The following is a 20,599-nucleotide window of genomic DNA, read 5'->3' on the forward strand; positions in this document are numbered from 1 at the left end:
CCGGCGTTTCTTGTGACTGTAATCAAGATCGGCAAAACTCGTTTGGTGTGGCATGGCGTATTTAGAAGGTCGTTAATAAATCTATTATCTCAACAAACCTCGGGATTTGTTCAGCGGTTCCTTAGCGTCGCGCGGCATCAATAGCCACATTTTCCCGCGCTGTTTCATTTTTCCTGCCTGATTCCCGGCTTCATGGCCAAATCCCCAGAAGAAATCCGCACGAATGCCGCCCTTGATGGCGCTGCCGACATCTTGCGCCACCATCAGACGGTTCAGCGGCTTGTTGCTGTTGGGCCAGGTGGTCGCCAGAAATACCGGTGCGCCTTGCGGGATCGACTGCGGATCGATCGCGATGCTGCGTCCGGCGGTCAACGGCACGCCCAAAGCGCCGATCGGCCCGGATAAATCGGCCGGCAGTTCGCGGAAGAAGACGTAGCGAGCGTTTTGCTGCAACAATTCGGGCAGTTTCTTGGGATTTTGCTGCCCCCATTGCTTGATGCCTTGCATGGAAGCCCTTTCCAGCGGCAATTCGCCGCGTTCGACCAGAAGTTTGCCGATCGAGTTATAGGGATGACCATTTTGATCGGCGAAGCCGATTTTCATCGTTTCCCCGCTATCGAGCACGATCCGGCCGGAGCCTTGTATGTGCAGGAAGAACAATTCAACTTCGTCTTCCACCCACAAGAGCTCGTAGCCATTCAGTAATTTCGGGTTATTCATGATGTCCGCCCGGCTGTGATAAGGGACGATTTTGCGTCCATTGAGGCGGCCGCGCAAACGCAGATCCTTCAGTTCCGGATATGCTGTGCCTAGCTCGATGGTCAGTAAATCATTCGGCGCGGCATACACCGGGTAGCGGTAACGGCTTGAGGGCTTCCGGCTGCCTTTCAGCAGGGGTTCATAGTAGCCGGTGATCAATCCTTCTTCGGTGTTATCGGTATTGATGACTTGATACGGCGTGAAATTGGTTTCAAAGAAGTTTCTCAACGCGGCGTTATCGTTTTTTTGCAGTGTTGCGGCCAGCCTGCAAGTTTCCTTCCAAGCCGGTTGCTTGCTTAAAACCGTGCAGCTTTTTTGGAACGCTTGCCATGCCGGTTGTAGATCGTCGTGTTTCCAGCCGGTTAATGCAGACCACTGAACGCGTTTGTGAACCGATTTTGTCAGCGGTTTTTCCGCTGGTGGCGGCGCGACAGTTTCCGCCGGTTCGCTGGGTGGCAGCGTGGGACTGATGGTTCCGGTAGCGCAAGCGGTGAGCAGCAGGTATGAAGCGGCAATAATAAAACTTAATTGGTTTTTCATCGGATTTTGGTTAGAGTAACGGTCTGATTTTAACTTGAGCGTATCTTACATTATGAATTGGTGGTGGCTTGTAGTCGAAGCGGCAGTGGCGCTGGGTTTGTTTTTGTTTGTCATCTGGTGGACCATGTTTTCAGGCAGAAAGAAGCAGGATGATGACAACAAGGATCAATAGATGACAACCCTTCCTTCAGGTTTGCCGCAACTGCTGTAATTAAATACCGCTAGGCTGCGGTTGGGCTACACCGGATTTTCAATATCGATAAATTGATGCTGGATGCCGAATTTCTGCGCAATGTGATCACCCACTGCTTGCACGCCATACCGCTCCGTCGCATGATGCCCCGCCGCGATAAATGCGACACCGGATTCACGCGCGGCATGCACGTTCTGTTCCGAGATCTCGCCGGTAATATAGGCATCCACACCCAACTGAATGGCTGCGTCGAAATAGCCTTGCGCGGCGCCGGTACACCACGCGATTTGCCGGATGGGTTTATCGGGATCGCCGATGATCATCGGCTTGCGTAACAGTGTGCGGGATATTTTCTCGGCCAATGCGCTTAAAGTCGTGACTTGGGCTAACTCTCCCTGAGCGGCGATGTCCTGTTCGCCAAACCGGCCTGTTTCGATCAATCCCAGTTTTTTCCCCAGGATGGCATTGTTCCCTAAATGCGGATGTACATCCAACGGCAGATGATAAGCGAATAAATTGATGTGTTGCTGCATCAGCAGCGCAATGCGGCGGCTTTTCATGCCGGTGATGCGCATGTCTTCGCCGCGCCAGAAATAACCGTGATGCACGAGAATGGCATCCGCCTTAGCTGCGGCAGCGGCTTGCAGCAGATCAAGCGAGGCGGTAACGCCGCTGATCAGGATATGAATGCTGTCGCGCCCTTCCACTTGCAAGCCATTTGGGCAATAATCATGAAAACGGGATATGTCCAGTAATTGGTTCAGGTGATTTTCCAATTCATCTCGATGCATTGATTTTTCTCCTTGGTGCATATACTACACCGCAATTAATTCATTTCTGCGGCTATTTTAATTTTGGAGTAACGAGCTTTGATGTACAGACTCTGGTTGATTTTTGCACAAACGGCGGCAGTTTTGCTGGCTATTTTTTTTGTGATTTCCACGTTACGGCCGGAGTTGCTGCCGTTGAAGCCGCGCGGAGAAATCGTGACCATCCGGGAAGCCGCGCCAGCGGTAGAAGCGGATAGGCCGGACAGTTATTCCAGGGCGGCGGAGGTTGCCATGCCGTCGGTGGTGAATATTTTTACCAGCAAAGAAACCAAGGAACCGTCGCATCCTTTGCTGGATGATCCCGCATTCCGACGGTTTTTTGGCGAGCAATTCGAATCCAGGCCAAAACGCACGTCAAGCCTGGGCTCCGGCGTGATCGTGAGTGCTAACGGTTATATCCTGACCAATCATCATGTGGTCGAAGCCGCGGATGAGGTTGAAATCGCCTTGCTCGACGGCAGAAAAGCCAAGGCCAAATTGATCGGCTCCGATCCGGAAACCGATCTGGCAGTGCTGAAAACCGATTTGAAGGATTTGCCGGTCATCACATTCGGGCAATCGCAGCAAGTCAAGATTGGCGATGTCGTGCTCGCGGTTGGCAATCCTTTCGGTGTCGGGCAAAGCGTTACCATGGGTATTGTCAGCGCTTTGAGCAGAAGCCGGGTCGGTATCAATACCTTTGAAGATTTCATTCAAACCGATGCCGCGATCAATCCCGGTAATTCCGGTGGTGCGCTGACCGATACATCCGGCAATTTGATTGGTATCAATACAGCGATCTATTCCCGCAGCGGCGGCTCGTTGGGTATCGGCTTCGCGATTCCGGTGCATATCGCCAAGCAGATCATGGAGCAAATTGTTCAAACCGGCGGTGTGACTCGCGGTTGGCTGGGCGTCAGTATGCAAGACATGACGCAAGAGCTGGCAGAATCGTTCGGTCTGGAGCAACCCAACGGCGCGTTGATCGCCAGCGTGTTGAAAGATGGCCCGGCGGACAAGGCCGGCATCAAGGCGGGCGATATTATGATTGCGATTTCCGGCAAAACGCTTAAGAATTCGTCCGAAATGCTGAATGTGGTGGCCGCGCTGGCGCCGGGTGAAACCGCGACGGTTACGGTAATTCGCAACAAGCAGGAAAAATCGATTCCGATCAAAGTAGGCGTGCGTCCTAAACAGAATTAACCGCATGCCAGCATTTCAATCTGACGCCAATTAAATTTATGAAAAATCTATTACCCGCAAACGGACTCTTATCCGTCATCGCGCAGTGGTTTAGCGCCAATATTCTGGCGCTTGGACGGGAAATGCGCTTGTCTTACCTGCCGCCGCTGATGGTGTACGTTGCCGCCGGTATTTCCGGCTTGACGGGCATTGTGGGCACGTTTTATGTCAAGGAAAAGCTTGGTCTCTCCGCCGAGTTTCTGGCCATGCTGGGATTCTGGATGATGTTGCCGTGGGCGCTCAAAATGCCGCTGGGGCATCTGGTCGATCTGGTGTGGCGCTGGAAAGGTTTGCTGGTGTATCTGGGTGCCAGTTTGATCATGCTGAGTTTGCTGATCATGATCGGCCTGCTCGGACATACCGAAGCCATGGCCGCGATGGCGCCGGTTGAAACGTGGTATGTATTGTCCGCGTTGCTGGCGCCCATCGGCTATGTGTTGCAAGATGTGGTTGCGGATGCGATGACCGTTGAAGCAGTGCCGCGCGTCGATGAGAACGGCAATAAATTGGATGCGGAAAAACGCAAACTCATGCACGTTACCATGCAGACTTTGGGGCGAGTTGCCATCATTGGCGGCGGTGTGCTGGTATCCGTTGCCAACGTTGTTTTGTTGCGCGACGCAGCATCATTGCCGGAAGTAGAAAAGGACGCAGTGTATTTGCTGGTTTACGAATTGGCTTTAATCATTCCGGCCGTTTCTATTTTCGGGGTCGTTTTTGCGGCCTGGTTGCAACGGCGTGAACGCAAGCGCTTTCAGGCGCAAGGGTATAACCGGCAGGAAGTGGATAAATTGCTCGGCATGCATTCGGAACCGCCCGCGATTAACTGGTGGATTCTCGGCGGCGGCTTGGTTTTTACGGTCATGTCGCTGGGGGTCGGGGTCAGCGGTGTATCCGGCGGGGAGGAGATCGTGTTTGCGATTTCCATGGCGATTATCGTGTTTCTGATGTGGCGATTGACTGGAGAACTCGAACCCGATGCCCGCAATGTGCTGGTCGGAACCGCCGTGATGATTTTCATTTTTCGTGCGATTCCCAGTCCGGGTGCGGGTTCCACCTGGTGGATGATCGATGAATTGGGATTCGATCAGCAGTTTCTCGCGGTTTTATCCTTGATCGGTGCCGTGCTGACACTGTTCGGCATGTTTATTTTCCGCCGCTTCATGGCCGAGCGTTCGATTGCCTATATCATCGGTTTTCTCACCATTGTGAGCAGCTTCCTGTCGCTGCCGATCGTCGGTATGTACTTTGGTCTGCACGAGTGGACGGCGGCGATGACAGGTGGTGTTGTCGATGCGCGCTTCATTGTGCTGATCGATACCGCGCTGGAGTCTCCGCTGGGGCAAATTGCCATGATTCCGATGCTCGCGTGGATCGCCAATTCCGCCCCGGAAAAACTTAAAGCCACCTTTTTTGCCGTGATGGCATCGTTTACAAATTTGGCTTTGTCGGCTTCGCAACTGGGCACCAAGTATCTCAATCAGATTTACGAAGTGAAACGCGAAGTGAAAGATATGGCAACCGGCCAGATCACGATTCCCGCCGATTACAGCGAGCTGGGACATTTGTTGATTACGGTGACCATTATCGGTTTTGTTTTGCCGCTCGTTACGATTCTGATCGTCAAACATTCGCGCTTCCGTAATGCTTGATCGGCTTGATTGAGGAATTGTGCGTTTCCTCGCAAGCGCTTGAAAGTTCAGGTACTCGCTAAATTAATTTTAGCCCAATCCGATATCACCTAAACCCGCCTGCATAGCATCTTATGTCGGCAGGTTTTTTTAATCCGCAAAAACTGAAGCGTTGTTACTGGCGCATCAGTGTTTGTTTTTGATGAGGAGAGCTTATGAAGCGATTATTTTTAATAATGACTTTGTTTTTCCTGGTTACCGGTACCACGTTTGCAGCTGTCAATATCAATACAGCAACGCAAGCTGAGCTTGAATCCCTGCAAGGGATTGGCCCCGCTAAAGCAAAGGCGATCATTGAGTATCGCGAAAAAAGCGGCGCCTTTGCTTCCGTTGATGATTTGGCGAAAGTGAGCGGGATTGGTGCGGGAACACTCAAACAACTGCGTGATGCGGTTACCGTCGAAGGCGAAAAAAGCGCAGAAGCTCCAGCTAAGCAGGAGTAATGTTCCGGCGGTAGATTAAAAAACCCTCTCCGGAGAAATTCGGAGAGGGTTTTTATTTGCGTAATAACATTGTTTCAATACTGGTTGCTTGTGCGATAATCTGGAGCATTCGTTATAAAGTCTGAGTTCATGTATAAAACGATTGAGAATTTTGTTGGCAATACGCCTTTAGTAAGACTCAAGCACCTGCCCGGAACAACCCGCAATGTCATTCTCGCTAAACTTGAAGGTAATAATCCGGCGGGATCGGTAAAAGACCGGCCGGCGTTGTCGATGATTTCACATGCGCAGAAGCGCGGTGAAATTAAACCGGGCGATACCCTGATCGAAGCAACCAGCGGCAATACTGGTATCGCACTGGCAATGGCTGCCGCCATGATGGGTTACCGCATGGTGCTGGTCATGCCGGAAAATCTCAGTATCGAGCGGCGCCAATCGATGAGCGCCTACGGCGCGGAAATCATTCTGACGCCAAAGAGCGGCGGCATGGAGCAAGCGCGCGATCTGGCCGAGAAGATGCGCGATGAAAGAAAAGGAATTATTCTCGATCAATTTGCCAACCCGGATAATCCGCTGGCGCATTATGAAAGTACGGCGCCCGAGATTTGGCGCGATACGCAAGGAAAAATCACCCATTTTGTCAGCAGCATGGGAACCACGGGAACGATCATGGGCTGCGCGCGATTTTTTAAAGAGCAGTCGGCGCCAGTTAAAGTGATTGGTGTGCAGCCGGAAGAAGGAGCACAGATTCCCGGCATTCGCAAATGGTCACCGGCTTATTTACCGAAGATTTTCGATGCTAAACAAGTGGATGACATGATTTACGTTTCTCAACCTGAAGCGGAAGAGATGACGCGCCGTTTGGCGCGTGAAGAAGGTATTTTTGCCGGTATTTCATCCGGTGGCGCATTGGTCGCGGCGTTACGCGTATCCGCCACGGTTGAAAATGCCGTGATCGTATTTATTGTATGCGACCGGGGCGATCGCTATTTGTCAACCGGTGTTTTTGCTGCATAGTGATGGTGCCGGTTGCGGTATCATTACCATTCCGGTTTTTGGTCTTCGGTCTTGAATAAGTCATGTTAAACGATAATTTTTCACTGCCCGTTCGCGTTTATTATCAGGATACCGATGCGGGCGGCGTGGTCTATCACTCAACCTACCTGAACTTCATGGAACGGGCGCGCTATGAATGGCTCAGGGCGTTGGGATTCAATGTGCACTCGATGGTTGAAGTGCATAACATGCTGTTCATGGTGCGTTCGCTCGAGGTTGAATATTTGAAACCCGCCATCCTGGATAATTTGTTGCATGTGTCGGTTGCGGTGACAGAAGTCGGTAGAAGCCGGATTGCGTTATTTCAGGAAATAATATGCAATCATGTCAAATTAGTGAGTGCCACGATTCAGGTGGTGTGTGTCGGTGCGGATACGCTTAAGCCAGTGCGTATTCCTGCACCATTACGTGAGAAAATTGGGAAAGTCGCATGAGTACAACAGTAACGCAAGATATGTCATTTCTTCATTTGATCACCAGTGCCAGTGTGCTGGTGCAGCTGGTGATGCTGATTCTGATCTTGATTTCGCTTTCATCGTGGTGGTTTATTTTCCGGAAATTATTCGTCATCCGCTATGAAATCAAGAAAACCGATGATTTCGAGGATATCTTCTGGCGTGGTGTCGACTTGAATGCGTTGCATCAGCGCATCATCAGTTCGCGCTATGAATCGGGCAGCTTGGAACGCATTTTTGCCGCCGGTTTCGGCGAGTTCACCAAGCATCCTGCCGGATCCGATCTCGACGCGGTGATGGAAAGCACCCGTAGGGCTATGCGCGCTACCTATCAACGGGAAATGGATTATTTGGAATCGCATCTGTCGTTTCTGGCGACCGTCGGATCGGTCAGTCCTTACATCGGGTTGTTTGGCACCGTATGGGGCATTATGAATTCCTTCCGCAGTTTATCCAGCGTTACACAAGCGACCATCGCCCATGTCGCACCGGGAATCGCCGAAGCGTTGATCGCCACAGCGATGGGATTATTCGCTGCCATTCCGGCGGTAGTTGCCTACAATCGCTACGCCAGCCGGACGGATCAACTGGCGACACGGTTTGAAAGTTTCATGGAAGAGTTGTCCAATGTGTTGCAACGGCGAGCAGCTGAGTAAACAAGACTGAGAGGTTTTTTATGGCGCGTCGTGCCAAACATAGATTAATGAACGATATCAATGTGGTGCCTTACATTGATGTGATGCTGGTGTTGCTGATCATTTTTATGATCACGGCACCGATGATCAACCACGGGCAGATTGAATTGCCGCAAATCGGTAAATCGCTGGCGACACCGGCGATTCCGCTGGAAGTCATTATCAAAGCGGATGGCAGTCTGACATTGCGGGATCGCGCCAAAACAACCACGGAACAAAAAGTGGACCGGAATCAGTTGATCGAAGCGATCAAGCAAAAACAAGCGCAAAATGCCGAGCAACCGGTAGTCATCGCCGCAGACAAAAATGTACGCTACGAAGAAGTCATCAAAGTGATGGATATTCTGCAGCAGAACCAGGTACAGAAAGTCGGTTTGCTGGCTCAACAGAAATAACGATTGCTCATGAGTTCGAGCGACCCGCGCAATTCCCCCCATTCAGAACCAAAATCATTATTGGCAGGTGTGCTGGCGGTGGTGGTGCATCTGCTATTTATTGCATTACTGGTTTTTGGTGTGAGCTGGAAAGATCATCCGCCGGAAGGGATGATGGTCGATATCTGGACCGAATTGCCCAAACCTGTACCGGAACCGGTCAAAACACAAGCGCCGCCGAAGCAGCCTAAACCTGTACCGGAGCCCGTGAAACCCGAACCGGAACCACCCAAGCCTGAACCCATTAAACCCGAGTCGCCAAAACCGGAGCCACCTAAGCCCGAACCGCCGAAACCGGAACCGGTCAAGCCTGAGCCGCAAAAAGCGGCGGTAGCAGCGCCGGTCAAGAAACCGGATATCGCGATGAAACAAAAACCCGAGCCGGTTAAAGAAAACAAACCGGATCCGGAAGAACAAAAGAAAAAAGAACAGGAAAAAATTAAAGAGCAGGAAAAGCAAAAAGAGCTGGAGAAGAAGAAAGAACTTGAGAAAAAGAAAGAGTTAGAGAAGCAAAAAGAACTTGAGAAGCAGAAAGAGCTGGAAAAACAACAAGAAATAGCGAAACAAAAGGAAGCGGAGAAACAGAAAGCGCTGGAGAAACAGAAGGAATTACAGAAACAGAAAGAAAAAGAACTGGCGGCACAACGGCAGCGTGAGCAAGAAGCCAAAGCGCAGCGCGAAGCGGAAGCGCAACGTGCCGCGCAACAGGCTGCGGCAAGGAATCAAGTGACGAGTGAGATCGGCAAATATAAGGCTCTGATTCTTGCCAAAATCAGGAGCAGAATCGTGATGCCGCCGGATCTGCCCGGTAATCCGGTGGCCGAGTTCAGTGTCACACTGCTGCCGGGCGGGGATATCCTCGATGTCAAGCTCAGTAAAAGCAGTGGACACGCAGCTTTTGACAGTGCGGTGGAGCGGGCGATCTTTTTATCCAAACCGTTGCCGTTACCGCCAGATCCCACGCTTTTTAACGAGTTTCGCAACCTGAATATTACCGTGCATTATCGTGAATGATTGTTATAATCAGCCGGTAATTTTTTGTTTTTTGAAAATTTAATGCTTATGTCAATTAATTGGTTCCAATCTATTCGTGCCGCATGGATTCTGCTTTTATGCTTGATCAGCGCACACTCGCATGCGCAACTGAACATCGAAATTTTTGGCGGTGGCGCGTCACGTATCCCGGTTGCGATCGTCCCTTTTGCTGATGAAAATAAACTGCAACAAAGCATCACGCGAGTGATCGGCGATGATTTGCAGCGTACGGGTTTGTTCAGATTGATCGATCCGGCCGGTTTGTCGCCCCATGCGCCGGTGGAAGTTGTGTATGCCGACTGGGTCAACCGTGGTGCCAATGCATTGGTGATCGGCCGCGTGATCGCTGTTTCCGGCGATCAGGTGGAAATACAATTCCGTTTGATGGATGTCGCCAAGAAATCGCAACTGACCGGATTGGCGATCACGGTGCCCACGTCACAATTGCGCGCCGCGGCGCATCGTATCGCGGATGTCATTTATGAAGCATTGACCGGTGATGTGGGTGTTTTCAGCACGCGAATCGCTTATGTATTGAAACGCGGTAACAAGTATGCCTTGCAGGTGGCCGATGCGGATGGCTATAACGCGCAATCGATCATTGAATATACCGAGCCGATCATTTCACCGGCATGGTCGCCTGACGGTAAACAACTGGCCTACGTTTCTTTTGAAAATAAAAAACCGATTGTCTATGTGCAAACATTAGCAACCCGGGAGCGCAGAGCGGTTGCCAGCTTCAAAGGCAGCAACAGCGCACCGTCATGGTCGCCCGATGGTAAACGATTGGCTGTGGTATTGACTGGCCAAGGCGGATCGCAGATTTTTCTGGTAAATGCCGATGGCAGCGGTTTGCAAAGGTTGAGCCGAAGTTCCGGGATCGATACGGAACCCAATTTTTCACCGGATGGAAGGTATATTTTGTTTACTTCCGACCGTGGCGGCAGTCCGCAAGTTTATCGCATGGCGGTAGGGAGTTCGGAATCCGGCAATGCCGAACGGCTCACTTTCGAGGGTAGTTACAACGTCAGTCCGGATTATAGCCAGGACGGTAAAAGCTTCACTTTCATTCACCGTAACAATGGCCAATTTAATGTCGCAGTTCAGGATATCGGTTCGCGCCAAGTACAAATACTGACAAACTCCAAATTCGACGAATCGCCCAGTTTTGCCCCTAATGGCAAGATGATCTTGTATGCAACCGAGATTAACGGGCATGGTATATTATCCGCTGTTTCCAGGGATGGACAGACGAGACAGCATCTGACAGTACAGACCGGTGATATCCGGGAACCGGCCTGGGGTCCCTTACCAACTTGGAAGTAATATTTTTATTTTAAAGGAGTTATAAATGAGAAAACTATTAGGTATTTCATTGATCGTTTTGTTATCAGCGTGCGCCAGTCAAACAACGCAACCCGAAGTGGATGATCTTACCGCAGGCTCGGGTGCTGGCGCCGACTTGGGTGGCAGCGACTTGGGTGGAGCCGGTTCAGGCAGACCGGGTTATTTCAGTCAACTGAATGATCCGAATAGTATCCTTTCGCAACGCAGTGTTTATTATGATTATGATAGCTATAGCGTCAAAGGTGAATACCGCGAACTGGTGATGTCACACGCCCGGTTCTTGCGCGACAACGCCAGTGCCAGCGTAATCCTGCAAGGGAATACCGATGACCGTGGCAGCCGTGAATACAATCTGGCTTTAGGTCAACGCCGCGCCGATAGCGTCAAAAACATGATGACTTTAGCCGGTGCCCGTGATGCACAAATTGAATCGGTTAGTCTGGGCGAAGAAAAACCGCGCGCAATGGGACAAGGTGAGTCGGTGTGGAGTCAGAACCGCCGTACCGACATCCTGTACCGAGGTGAATAAATATGCTGATACGCGCTTTCCTTCTGCTGGTATTGCTGAGCTGTAATGTCAGTTATGCCGCATTGTTTGGCGATGATGAGGCACGCGAGCAGATTAACGCATTACGTAAACAAGTGAAAGAAATGGAAGCGCGTATTGCCAAGATGGAAGAGGCGCTGAACAGTCAGGCTTTACTCGAGCTTTATTCAAAAGTTGAAACGCTGGAACAGGAATTGGGAAAGCTCAACGGGCAAATAGAAGTGCTGGGTAACGATAATGCGCTGTTACAAAAACGGCAGCGGGATTTCTATATTGATTTGGATAATCGGTTACGCCAGATCGAACAGCAATCTCCCCAGAAGCGATCCCCTTCTTCTCACCTGGAACTTAACAAAGGCGCACCCAGCAGCGTGGCTGCGCCTTCGCCTAGCGAACAAGCTGCCGCCGCGGTGCCACCGGTAGATGCCGATACGGTAATACCGGAATCGCCGTCATCCGAAGTCGCGGATGCTTCCGTGACTCAGGATTCCGGTGCAGTAGCCGCGAATGAGCTAATGCCACCAGGGACTACAGAAAGTGGCGCGTATAAAGCAGCATCTGATTTATTCAAGAACGGTGAATACGCTAATGCAATCGCGCAATTTGAGAGCTTCCTGGAGAATTACCCACAATCCAATTTAGCGCCGGGCGCCGCTTATTGGATCGGCAATGCGCGTTATGCGCTGCGCGACTATCAATTGGCGATCGATGCGCAAAGAAAATTGATCAGCAAGTACCCTGCGAGCAACAAAGTGCCGGATGCGTTGCTGAATATCGCCTCCAGTCAACTGGAAATGGGCGATAGCAAGGCAAGCAAGCAGACCCTGGAAAATTTGCTGGCAAAATACCCGCAGAGCGATGCCGCCAAAAAAGCCAAACAACGTCTGGCTAACATCAAATAAACGCTTAGTTTTACCCATAGCTGTTCAATCGCAGTTTCCCGCATTACCCGCAAAGCAATATAATCAGTCTTTTTCTTCAAGCGATCCATCATCATGCAAGCGTTAGAGACAACAGTCTTGCGTATCAGTGAGATTTTCTTTTCCTTACAAGGAGAAACCAGCAGAATTGGCTTGCCGACCGTGTTCGTGCGCCTGACGGGATGCCCGTTACGCTGCGGCTACTGCGACACCGCGTATGCTTTTAGCGGCGGTGAAAACCTATCGATCGCGGAGATACTGCGTCAGGTAGCCCGGCATAAAACGCGCTATGTGACCGTCACTGGTGGTGAACCATTGGCGCAGAAGGCATGCCTGGTTTTGCTGACGGCGTTATGCGACGCGCACTATTCGGTGTCGCTGGAGACCAGCGGCGCGCTGGATTTATCCCAAGTCGATGCGCGGGTATCGAAGATCATGGATATCAAAACACCCGGCTCGGGCGAGGTCTCCAAAAACAACTGGCGTAATCTGGAATACCTGACACCGCAGGACGAAATCAAGTTTGTGCTGTGCGACGAGGCCGATTATCAATGGGCTTGTGAGCTCATCGGGAGCAAACAGTTACAGCCGATATGCCCGATCCTTTTTTCCCCGGTTTATGAGAGCCTCAATCCCGCCCAATTAGCGTCTTGGATATTGCGCGATGAGTTGCCGGTCAGGATGCAGGTTCAATTGCACAAACTGCTGTGGGGCGAAGGGCCGGGGCGATGAAAAAAGCTGTGGTATTGCTGTCCGGCGGATTGGATTCCGCCACTGTGCTGGCGATCGCGCGCGGTCAAGGTTTTCAGTGCTATGCGTTGAGTGTCGATTACGGGCAGCGCCACCGGTCGGAACTGGAAGCTGCGCGAAAAGTCGCGTGGTCTTTGCATTCGCATGCGCATCAAATTATTAAACTGGATTTAACCGCATTTGGCGGATCAGCGCTAACCGATCGAACGATGGAAATCCCAACAAGCGGGGAAAAAACAGAAATTCCGGTTACCTATGTGCCCGCAAGGAACACGATCATGCTGTCATTGGCGTTGGCTTGGGCGGAAGCGCTGCAAAGCCAGGATATTTTTGTGGGCGTCAACGCGGTGGATTATTCCGGCTACCCCGATTGCCGCCCGGAATATATCCAGGCTTTCGAGCAAATGGCGAATCTGGCGACCAAAGCGGGTGTTGAGGGCAAAAAACTAACCATTCATGCACCCCTCATGCATTTATCGAAAAAAGAAATCATTCAGGCCGGGCTTGCATTAGGTGTTGATTACGGCCTGACGGTTTCATGTTATCAAGCGGATGAAATGGGGCGAGCTTGCGGTATTTGCGATTCCTGCCGGATTCGTAAGGCAGGGTTTGCAGCGGCGGGAAAGATCGATCCGGCGAGTTATTGTGCTTAAGTGCGCGGTATTTTTAGAATGAATTTTATTTGTTATCACTAAATCTGAGGGAATTTATGAAGTTAAGAAATCTTATAAAAATAATGGGATTGGTGTGTTTCTTCCTTGCGGCACCCGTTGGCGCCGACATCAAACTGGTTGCCAAAGTTGATCAGACCGCAGCGGGTTTTCCATCGCATTTTAGTTATAAGGATTTGAAGGAACCAGTCATCGGACCATCGGGTCATGTCGCCTTTGCAGGATTAGCTTTTGATGGAAGAACTTATACAAAAGCAGTTTGGGCGGGATTGCCAGGGGAGCTGGAGGCGATCATCAAAGAAAATGACACGATTACCGGTTTTCCCGGGAATGTATTTTTTAGCGATGTGGTACCGCCAAGTACATTTTTAATAAGCCGCTCAGGAGCGGTTGCCTTTTCCGCAAAATTGAAAGGAGCGATTCCCCGCAATACCGCATTGGTTTACCGCAATGGTGTTACGCAAGGAATTTTAAAAGCAACCGATCAGGCGCCTGGTTTTCCACCGGGAACAGTTGTTGGTGAAGTTACCCCGCTTGCCATTTCGGACGCGGGGGTTGTATTAGGAGGTACCGTAGGTGGAACTGCTATATCAAGTGCAATGTGGTTTTGGGATTATGAAAAAGTTGAACGCATATCCACAACGATTGGCGATTGCTATTATTTTTCTATTGCCGCTTATGTTCCTGGTTTAGTAAGTATTAATCAAACAGGTAATGTGGTTTTTAATGCTGTTCTTTCAAGAGGAGATGAAAAGATCTGCTCTTCAGGTGGGGTTTTTAAATGGAATAACGGAAACACGGAGTTAGTCATAAAAGATGGCGATCCTGTGCCGGGCATGCCTGAAGCCGTATTCGGGGTGAGTTTAGCCGATTCGCCTCCAAAAATTAATGATCTGGATGAGATCATTTTTAACGCAAAATTGATTCAAATGACCACTCCAAGGTCTACAAATAATAGTGTTTGGGTTAAAAGCGGTCTGAATGAACCTAGATTACTGATCCTGAGTGGAGAGGGATTGAAAGAAAAACCGGATCAAATAATTTTCTCATCCGTTTTTTCTATACCTATTCTCGATTTCAACCATGCTAGTTTTGGTTATTCGATGCTTCCCGTTATTGCGAACGGTTTGGATGTATTGTTAGCCGGAAAGCCGAGAGAAATACAACCATACGATGATCCGAAGGGAACGGGAGCTACACAACTGACTACGATTGCGGCTAAGAATGATCAACCATCTGGTTTCGATCCGAGCTGGTATTACAATATTTTTTCAAATCGTGCCATCAACAATGCCGAGCAATATGTATTTACCGGTTACTCTGCTAATGCGCTAGAAAGACGCAGTGTTTTTGCCATGTGGCGCGGAACCGGTACAGAGCGGCCCAGATTGATTGCTCAGGACGGCATGAAGTGTTCCATAAACAACGTAGAATATATTCTCAGAGATATTGATCTTTTCCCTGCCAAAGCTGTGACTTCATCAACCGCAGGAGGACAGTCGTCGTGGTTTAGCGATAATGGCGAGATTGTATTCCGCGCTTCTTTAAACAATAGCTCAAATTTAGCTATTTTGTTGATTACGGATGACAGTAAGGAGCAAAAGATCTTTAGCTTAGCTGAAGAAATATTTCCCGAGCATTTTTCTCCATCGAACATGGATAATCAATTGCTGGAAGGATTTGTCTATCGCTACTACCCTAACACTAAAACTTATATTGGCATTAAGAATGGGGAAGTATTTGTATTAGGGGGGCCGTTCGGTTCTAGTCCACAGCGTATCGATACCGTCGACAATACCCTTCAATTCCTGGAAAATCTAGCAGGCTCATAGTTTCCAGAAGCAACTAATAAGCGCGCCATGCTCGTTAAATGCGGGTATGGCGCTTTCATTTTATCGAGAACATTCATGATTTCTAAATTTAAGGAAGCGCAGCAATGAATTTAACGCGATTATCGTTAGTAATATCATTTTCTGTTTTGTCGTTTTTTGCTACGCAAGTATTGGCTGAGATTCAGAAGATTGCCAGAATTGGGGAGCCTGCAATCGGTTTTCCGGATGGAATGGTTTTCGCAGATGTAACGAATCCAATTATTGGTGGATCAGGACATATTGCATTTACAGGTTTGGTATCTAATGGAGGTTCTCTGCGTTTTGCTGTTGGTGCGATGTGGACTGGATTGCCCGGCCAACTGAATGTAATCATGAAGCAAGATGATACCCCAGTGGGCTTCCCAGAAAGTGTAAAGCTAACCGGTTTTTTCGATACTCGACCAGTGGTGACTGAGTCGGGTGCTGTAGGGGTTCTGGCTAATCTTAAAGGTGCGGATTCAGTTGGTGTGCTCGCTCATATTGATGGTACAACATATGGGATTATGAAAACAGGCGATCAGGCGGTTGGATTTCCGGAAGGCTCATTAGTAAAAGAAATTCTTGACTTTGCATTTACCGATGCTGGAATGATTGTTACGGCTGAAGTCACTGGCGTTACCTCTCGACGTCGTGGTGTTTGGTTGTGGAACAGAGATGGCTTGCAAACGATTCCCTCTCCGATTGCAGGATGTCATTTTGGTTTTCCTGTCAGTTATGCCAGTATCAATGAGTCTGGAGAGGTTGCATTTACCGCGTCTTTGATAAAGGATGATGATAGCTTTTGCTCACCTAAAGCTGGTGTTTTTAAATGGAGTCATGGTAGTTCTCAGTTGTTAATGAAAAATAACGATCCAGTCCCTGGCATGTTGGATGCACGATTTCTGAATGTGAATCTTGAATCTAAGAGCGCGTCGCCGATGATAAATAATGAAGGTTTGGTAGTTTTCTCTGCTGAGTTGACGGAAGGAACGAGACAGAAAATGAGCGTATGGGTAACGGATGGTCTGAACGAACCCAAATTGCTTTTCTTAAACGAAGAAATACTGGAAAGCGATTTGGACAAATTGCGTATCGGTGATTCTTCACTGAATAGTTTTCTTGATGATAACAGACTGATTTTGAAGATGGATAGAGGAATCAATGGAGATTCATTAATGACCGGAAAGTTTCGAGAATCTCAGCCTTATCATAGCCTCAATGAGACGGGAAAAACACAACTAACCGAAATAGCTGCAACCGGTGAACAACCTCGAGGGTTTGACGCTGATTGGCGTTTTACTGACTTTCAAGGTACTTTTGGTAAGACTGGTCAGTTTGTCGTCTTGGGGGCTGCCAAAAATTCACTCAATCGTAGTGTGCTCGAAGGATTTTGGCGAAGCGATGAAAGCAGGGGGCTGAGGCTTGCAGCCATAGACGGGATGAAAATCTCAGTAGATGGCGAGGAGCATCTTCTTCAATTTATTTCGGTGACAAATGGTATATCCGCTCCAAGGTATCGATCCAAATGGGTTAGTAAGAACAATGAGATAATATTTAATGGTTTTCTGGGTGAAGGTGGGGGGGGGATTTTTCTTCTTACCGATGATAGCAAAGAACAAAAAATATTCAATTTGGCCGAACAGTTATTTCCGGAATATTTCTCTTCTGCCAATGTAGACGATCAACTATTGGAAGGATTTGTCTATCGCTATTATCCCGCAACCAAAACTTATATTGGCATTAAGAATGGGGAAGTATTTGTGCTAGGGGATGTGTTTGGTTCTGGTCCGCAGCGCATCGATACTATTGAAAATACACTGCAGTTGTTAGAAGGGCTTGCAGCCGGTACTTAAGCTATTAATGGCGTATCCTCATAGTATATCGTAAGGATACGCCATTAGTTATTGCCGGACTTAGGTTTTACCCTGACTCTTTTGCAAGAATTTTGTAGTGATCAATTTACTTTGAGCGTGCCGCCTTTACCAAGCCCGCCTTCCACATTCTGCGCCTCATAGTTTTTTAATGCACGCACCATGCCGTTATAAGCATCAATGAATGCGGCTACTGTTGCTTTACCAGCCGGGGTTTGTGAAAATCCACTTAACCCGCCAGCAGCTCCACCACCAAATGCACCCATTGCAGCACCAAAATTATTTGCGGTCGAGCTTCCTTCAGAAGCAGAAATCTGAACAGCAGAACGGATATCAAATAGTGTGAGTGTTACCACTGAGGCTTTCGTTTCCATTGATCCTCTCAATGCCCCACCAACTCCTGGGTGGAGCAGATTGCCTGCAATACCGAGAAGTTCGCCACCTACTTGTCCGGTCGATGCATTGTTAATAATGATGCTAGGTTCTAAATAGTAATCAGCAGCTACGCGTTGCCCGGCTTGTTGTTTTGAGCCAGCACGGTATTCGCCTGAATTGCGTTGAATATCTGTGACGCGTGAAAGGCGGCTATCTGTCCGTAAATTACCGATCGAAGTAATGACGAAACAGTTTGATTGTTGTACAGCCAAGCGGATCAACGGCTCTATTGTTGTGATGTGAGTATCGCTACCAAATCTTCCATACCAATCGGCTGCTCTACCATCATCGACTGCCAGTGTGCCGAGTGTTTTTTCGCAACGCTCTAATGATTTATTGGCATCGACACTTGCAGCACCACCCGCAGCTCCTGAAACTTCAGTGGTGTAACCGCCGGGTGTTACTGTTGCACATCCAGCCAGCAACACTAAGTTGACTGCTACAGCCAAGCTGCATTTTGAAATCATTGTGTTTAACATTTTTCTATTTCTCCCTCTAAGAAAATAATTATTGCGAAATTTATAAAAATCACTCTAATAGCATAAAACCAATATCTTTCCAAGCAATACAGATTAAGCCGGGTTGTGTGCAGCTGGATGGTATGAACGCATCTTAGTGTATTTTATTTGGAGGCATTCTCATTGAAATAAAACGTACCTTCAATTGATCCATTCTCCCAGGGAACTTGTTTACCTCCCGTTTCTTCCTTAACTTTAGTGCGCACCTGACGCAACATCATGCCAATTTCTAATCCCGGTTGATTGATATATTCCAATAGATTTTTTGTATAAGTGCCATTCCTGCCGACGCAATCTTCTGCGACATCATTAGGGCTTGTTGAAAATACTAATAGTGTGCCGCTAGGAGCATTCATACTGGTTAACCCCCGGTTTACGCTGCGTGTACTGCTTGGGAAAGGATTATTCCGGCAAGCATCTAGGAAGACCAGATTCAAATGACTTTTTCCTTCCCCCATTTTTTCTAATAAATCAGTTGCGCTAATCGCTTTGCGTTTGACCTCATCTTCTCGTGTCAGATTAGTATCGATGGGGAGCAAATAATTTTCACCTTTGACCTGTATGCCGTGCCCCGAATAGTAAAATAAGCCAATGCCGCTACCCTTCAATTTCTCGCCAAACTGATAGATGGCGTCAACCATTGTTTCAAGCGACGCATCTGTTTTTAGGATTACTTGGAAATTATTTTTCCTTAAAGTTTGCGCAATATCATGTGCATCATTCACAGGATTAGGCAATTTTCCTGTGTGCTGGTAAGCGCCGTTTTCAATTACTAAAGCAATTCGCCGAGTGCTTGGTTGATGGGCTGTAGATAAATCAGCGTTGCCCTTTGCCAGTGTAGTTGTAGTATCTGATGATTTATTCCCTTCATTAAATTGCTGCGAAGTTTCTGACTGTGTATGGTTAACTGGTTGAGCTGAGGTATTTTGAGGTTGAACTTACTTGTTCTCACGCATCAAGGCGGCGGGTGGCGCGTTATAGATTACTGGAGCATTCCTGGCGGATTGTATGGATAAGGTGCAACTGCTGGTGGAACATGTGGCATCGGTGTCCATTGATTGGCACCCCATTGCCAATTGTATTGATAATTGCGGTACCAGTTGTTGTAAAAATTCGGGCGCCAGCGATTTTCCAATTGGTGCCGCGCCTGCTTCGATCTGCGAGCTTTGGTCGCTTCTTTCAACAAATCAGCAGCTTCTTTGTCGCCTTTGCTACTAGTAATCGACAACCATTTTTCCGCTTCACCCGGATCGGATCCCATTTCTTCGAAGCCGGTCAAATAGAGCCGGCCTAATGCCATTTGCGCTTTTAGATTGCCTCGTTCTGCCGCATCTCGCATCCATTTGATGGCTTGATAACTATCTTGTCGAACGCCATCCGCTCTGAAATAACGCAATCCAAGATCGTAAGCGGCACCGGAGTCTTCTAATGCTAATTTTTCCAGCGCCTCGATTTGCAGATTTTTCTCGGTGATTTTAGTTGCAGGTGAATCTGGAGCGGCATAATCCTTAGGCCGGTCAAAACATCCACCGGAATTACAAATTCGAACAGTTTCTTCTGCAGAATGATAGGTGGTGCAAGCAGCAACAAGCGCTAATATTATAATAACAAGTGATCTTTTTGATATTAGTAGTACGTGATACATAACGATTGTTGTTTTATTTCCAGAGGATTGGTCAAGGTTACCGTGTTAAATGGTGGTAATGGGTGCATTGAATACCTCCAAATCCCAATTGTATGAAATGATAGTATCAAATATAAAATTTACTGTTACAGACTTTTTAATATGGTACAAGTTTCTAAACTTCTCACATTGCCACCGCTTATTCAGAATAATGAATAAGCGGTGTTATCGGTATTTCAAAAAATCGTAATACTTAGAATCAATGATAATTCAAGAGAACTCAGTCATGCTTGCTGTTAAATCAGATGGATGTATCCCAATTAGCGTAATTGAGGCAATATCATATACAAGATGAACAGCGACCCCTTCGGGGGTATCGTCGATATGCGTGATTAATCCAAATAAACTATCAAGATCGTGCAGCCCCGTTGTCGCTGAGTCAAATTTTAATAAATCATCTGATTTTTTAAAATCATGTGCTACAAAATATCCGAGTGAGTAGAAGACAAAGGCATTCTTTCTCTGCCTGTTAAATCTTTACGTCGTCAAATCAAATTGGACTAAAGGGCGACTGAATTGAGAGATATTTTAGCTGTAAGAATTCCTAGCGTTGTTTACAGTATTCAGGAGAATACTGCAGATGAACATACACAAACGCACTCGCTTAACATTATTGGATCGTCAGGAAATCTGGCAGCTTTATCAAACCCGGCT

General features: G+C 48.3%; 20 protein-coding genes. 15 read left to right on the forward strand and 5 right to left on the reverse strand.

What is annotated here, in order from left to right; translation table 11 throughout:
- Nucleotides 1–84: 84 nt before the first annotated feature.
- Both mltA and DU481_RS14090 read right to left on the reverse strand, forming a co-directional pair.
- Nucleotides 85–1,299 carry a murein transglycosylase A gene (gene mltA, locus DU481_RS14085; protein WP_350135545.1) on the reverse strand — a complete coding sequence of 405 codons (1,215 nt, stop codon included), beginning with the start codon at nt 1,297–1,299 and terminating at the stop codon, nt 85–87.
- A 237-nt stretch (nt 1,300–1,536) separates the two neighbouring features.
- On the reverse strand, nt 1,537–2,283 hold the full coding sequence (locus DU481_RS14090) for a Nif3-like dinuclear metal center hexameric protein (RefSeq protein ID WP_090317851.1): 747 nt from the start codon (nt 2,281–2,283) through the stop codon (nt 1,537–1,539).
- A gap of 81 nt (nt 2,284–2,364) precedes the next feature.
- On the opposite strand from DU481_RS14090, the gene DU481_RS14095 reads away from it, so the two are divergent.
- The 15 genes from DU481_RS14095 to DU481_RS14165 all read left to right on the forward strand — a co-directional run bounded on the left by DU481_RS14095 (nt 2,365) and on the right by DU481_RS14165 (nt 17,290).
- On the forward strand, nt 2,365–3,504 hold the full coding sequence (locus DU481_RS14095; protein WP_350135547.1) for a Do family serine endopeptidase: 1,140 nt from the start codon (nt 2,365–2,367) through the stop codon (nt 3,502–3,504).
- Between the two features lie 38 nt (nt 3,505–3,542).
- Nucleotides 3,543–5,195, forward strand: a complete 1,653-nt coding sequence (locus DU481_RS14100; RefSeq protein ID WP_350135549.1) for an MFS transporter — start codon at nt 3,543–3,545, stop codon at nt 5,193–5,195.
- A gap of 194 nt (nt 5,196–5,389) precedes the next feature.
- Nucleotides 5,390–5,677: a ComEA family DNA-binding protein gene (locus DU481_RS14105; protein WP_350135551.1), complete on the forward strand. Its 288-nt coding sequence runs from the start codon at nt 5,390–5,392 to the stop codon at nt 5,675–5,677.
- Nucleotides 5,678–5,806: 129 nt separating this feature from the next.
- Entirely contained in the window at nt 5,807–6,694 is an 888-nt protein-coding gene (cysM, locus tag DU481_RS14110) for a cysteine synthase CysM (protein WP_350135553.1), read from the forward strand.
- A 62-nt stretch (nt 6,695–6,756) separates the two neighbouring features.
- A complete protein-coding gene (gene ybgC / locus DU481_RS14115) occupies nt 6,757–7,167 on the forward strand; it encodes a tol-pal system-associated acyl-CoA thioesterase (protein WP_121166224.1) in 411 nt (136 codons plus the stop codon).
- The gene (gene tolQ, locus DU481_RS14120; protein ID WP_108697649.1) at nt 7,164–7,844 is read left to right on the forward strand and encodes a protein TolQ; all 681 of its coding nucleotides are present in this window, start codon (nt 7,164–7,166) and stop codon (nt 7,842–7,844) included. The genes ybgC and tolQ overlap by 4 nt, the downstream gene beginning before the upstream one ends.
- Nucleotides 7,845–7,864: 20 nt before the next feature.
- Nucleotides 7,865–8,278, forward strand: a complete 414-nt coding sequence (gene tolR / locus DU481_RS14125) for a protein TolR (RefSeq protein WP_090317830.1) — start codon at nt 7,865–7,867, stop codon at nt 8,276–8,278.
- A 9-nt stretch (nt 8,279–8,287) separates the two neighbouring features.
- On the forward strand, nt 8,288–9,331 hold the full coding sequence (tolA, locus tag DU481_RS14130; protein WP_350135556.1) for a cell envelope integrity protein TolA: 1,044 nt from the start codon (nt 8,288–8,290) through the stop codon (nt 9,329–9,331).
- Nucleotides 9,332–9,379: 48 nt separating this feature from the next.
- Nucleotides 9,380–10,678 carry a Tol-Pal system beta propeller repeat protein TolB gene (tolB, locus tag DU481_RS14135; RefSeq protein ID WP_350135558.1) on the forward strand — a complete coding sequence of 433 codons (1,299 nt, stop codon included), beginning with the start codon at nt 9,380–9,382 and terminating at the stop codon, nt 10,676–10,678.
- Nucleotides 10,679–10,703: 25 nt separating this feature from the next.
- Complete coding sequence (pal, locus tag DU481_RS14140; RefSeq protein ID WP_350135560.1) at nt 10,704–11,228, forward strand: peptidoglycan-associated lipoprotein Pal; 525 nt, start codon at nt 10,704–10,706, stop codon at nt 11,226–11,228.
- A 2-nt stretch (nt 11,229–11,230) separates the two neighbouring features.
- Nucleotides 11,231–12,148 (forward strand): tol-pal system protein YbgF, encoded by a 918-nt coding sequence (gene ybgF, locus DU481_RS14145; protein ID WP_350135562.1) that lies wholly within the window; start codon nt 11,231–11,233, stop codon nt 12,146–12,148.
- A gap of 93 nt (nt 12,149–12,241) precedes the next feature.
- Nucleotides 12,242–12,898, forward strand: a complete 657-nt coding sequence (queE, locus tag DU481_RS14150) for a 7-carboxy-7-deazaguanine synthase QueE (protein ID WP_350112515.1) — start codon at nt 12,242–12,244, stop codon at nt 12,896–12,898.
- Nucleotides 12,895–13,569 carry a 7-cyano-7-deazaguanine synthase QueC gene (queC, locus tag DU481_RS14155; protein WP_350135564.1) on the forward strand — a complete coding sequence of 225 codons (675 nt, stop codon included), beginning with the start codon at nt 12,895–12,897 and terminating at the stop codon, nt 13,567–13,569. The genes queE and queC overlap by 4 nt, the downstream gene beginning before the upstream one ends.
- Nucleotides 13,570–13,625: 56 nt before the next feature.
- On the forward strand, nt 13,626–15,419 hold the full coding sequence (locus DU481_RS14160) for a DUF7453 family protein (protein ID WP_350135566.1): 1,794 nt from the start codon (nt 13,626–13,628) through the stop codon (nt 15,417–15,419).
- 104 nt (nt 15,420–15,523) lie between these two features.
- Complete coding sequence (locus DU481_RS14165; protein ID WP_350135568.1) at nt 15,524–17,290, forward strand: DUF7453 family protein; 1,767 nt, start codon at nt 15,524–15,526, stop codon at nt 17,288–17,290.
- Nucleotides 17,291–17,391: 101 nt separating this feature from the next.
- Here DU481_RS14165 and DU481_RS14170 read toward each other — a convergent pair whose 3' ends face one another.
- The 3 genes from DU481_RS14170 to DU481_RS14180 form a co-directional block, all read right to left on the reverse strand.
- Entirely contained in the window at nt 17,392–18,222 is an 831-nt protein-coding gene (locus DU481_RS14170) for a CsgG/HfaB family protein (protein ID WP_350135570.1), read from the reverse strand.
- A gap of 143 nt (nt 18,223–18,365) precedes the next feature.
- Complete coding sequence (locus tag DU481_RS14175; RefSeq protein WP_350135574.1) at nt 18,366–19,097, reverse strand: caspase family protein; 732 nt, start codon at nt 19,095–19,097, stop codon at nt 18,366–18,368.
- Between the two features lie 146 nt (nt 19,098–19,243).
- A complete protein-coding gene (locus DU481_RS14180; RefSeq protein WP_350135572.1) occupies nt 19,244–19,906 on the reverse strand; it encodes a tetratricopeptide repeat protein in 663 nt (220 codons plus the stop codon).
- Nucleotides 19,907–20,599 lie beyond the last annotated feature (693 nt).

The organism is Nitrosomonas sp. (assembly GCF_040240425.1).
Taxonomy (GTDB): domain Bacteria; phylum Pseudomonadota; class Gammaproteobacteria; order Burkholderiales; family Nitrosomonadaceae; genus Nitrosomonas.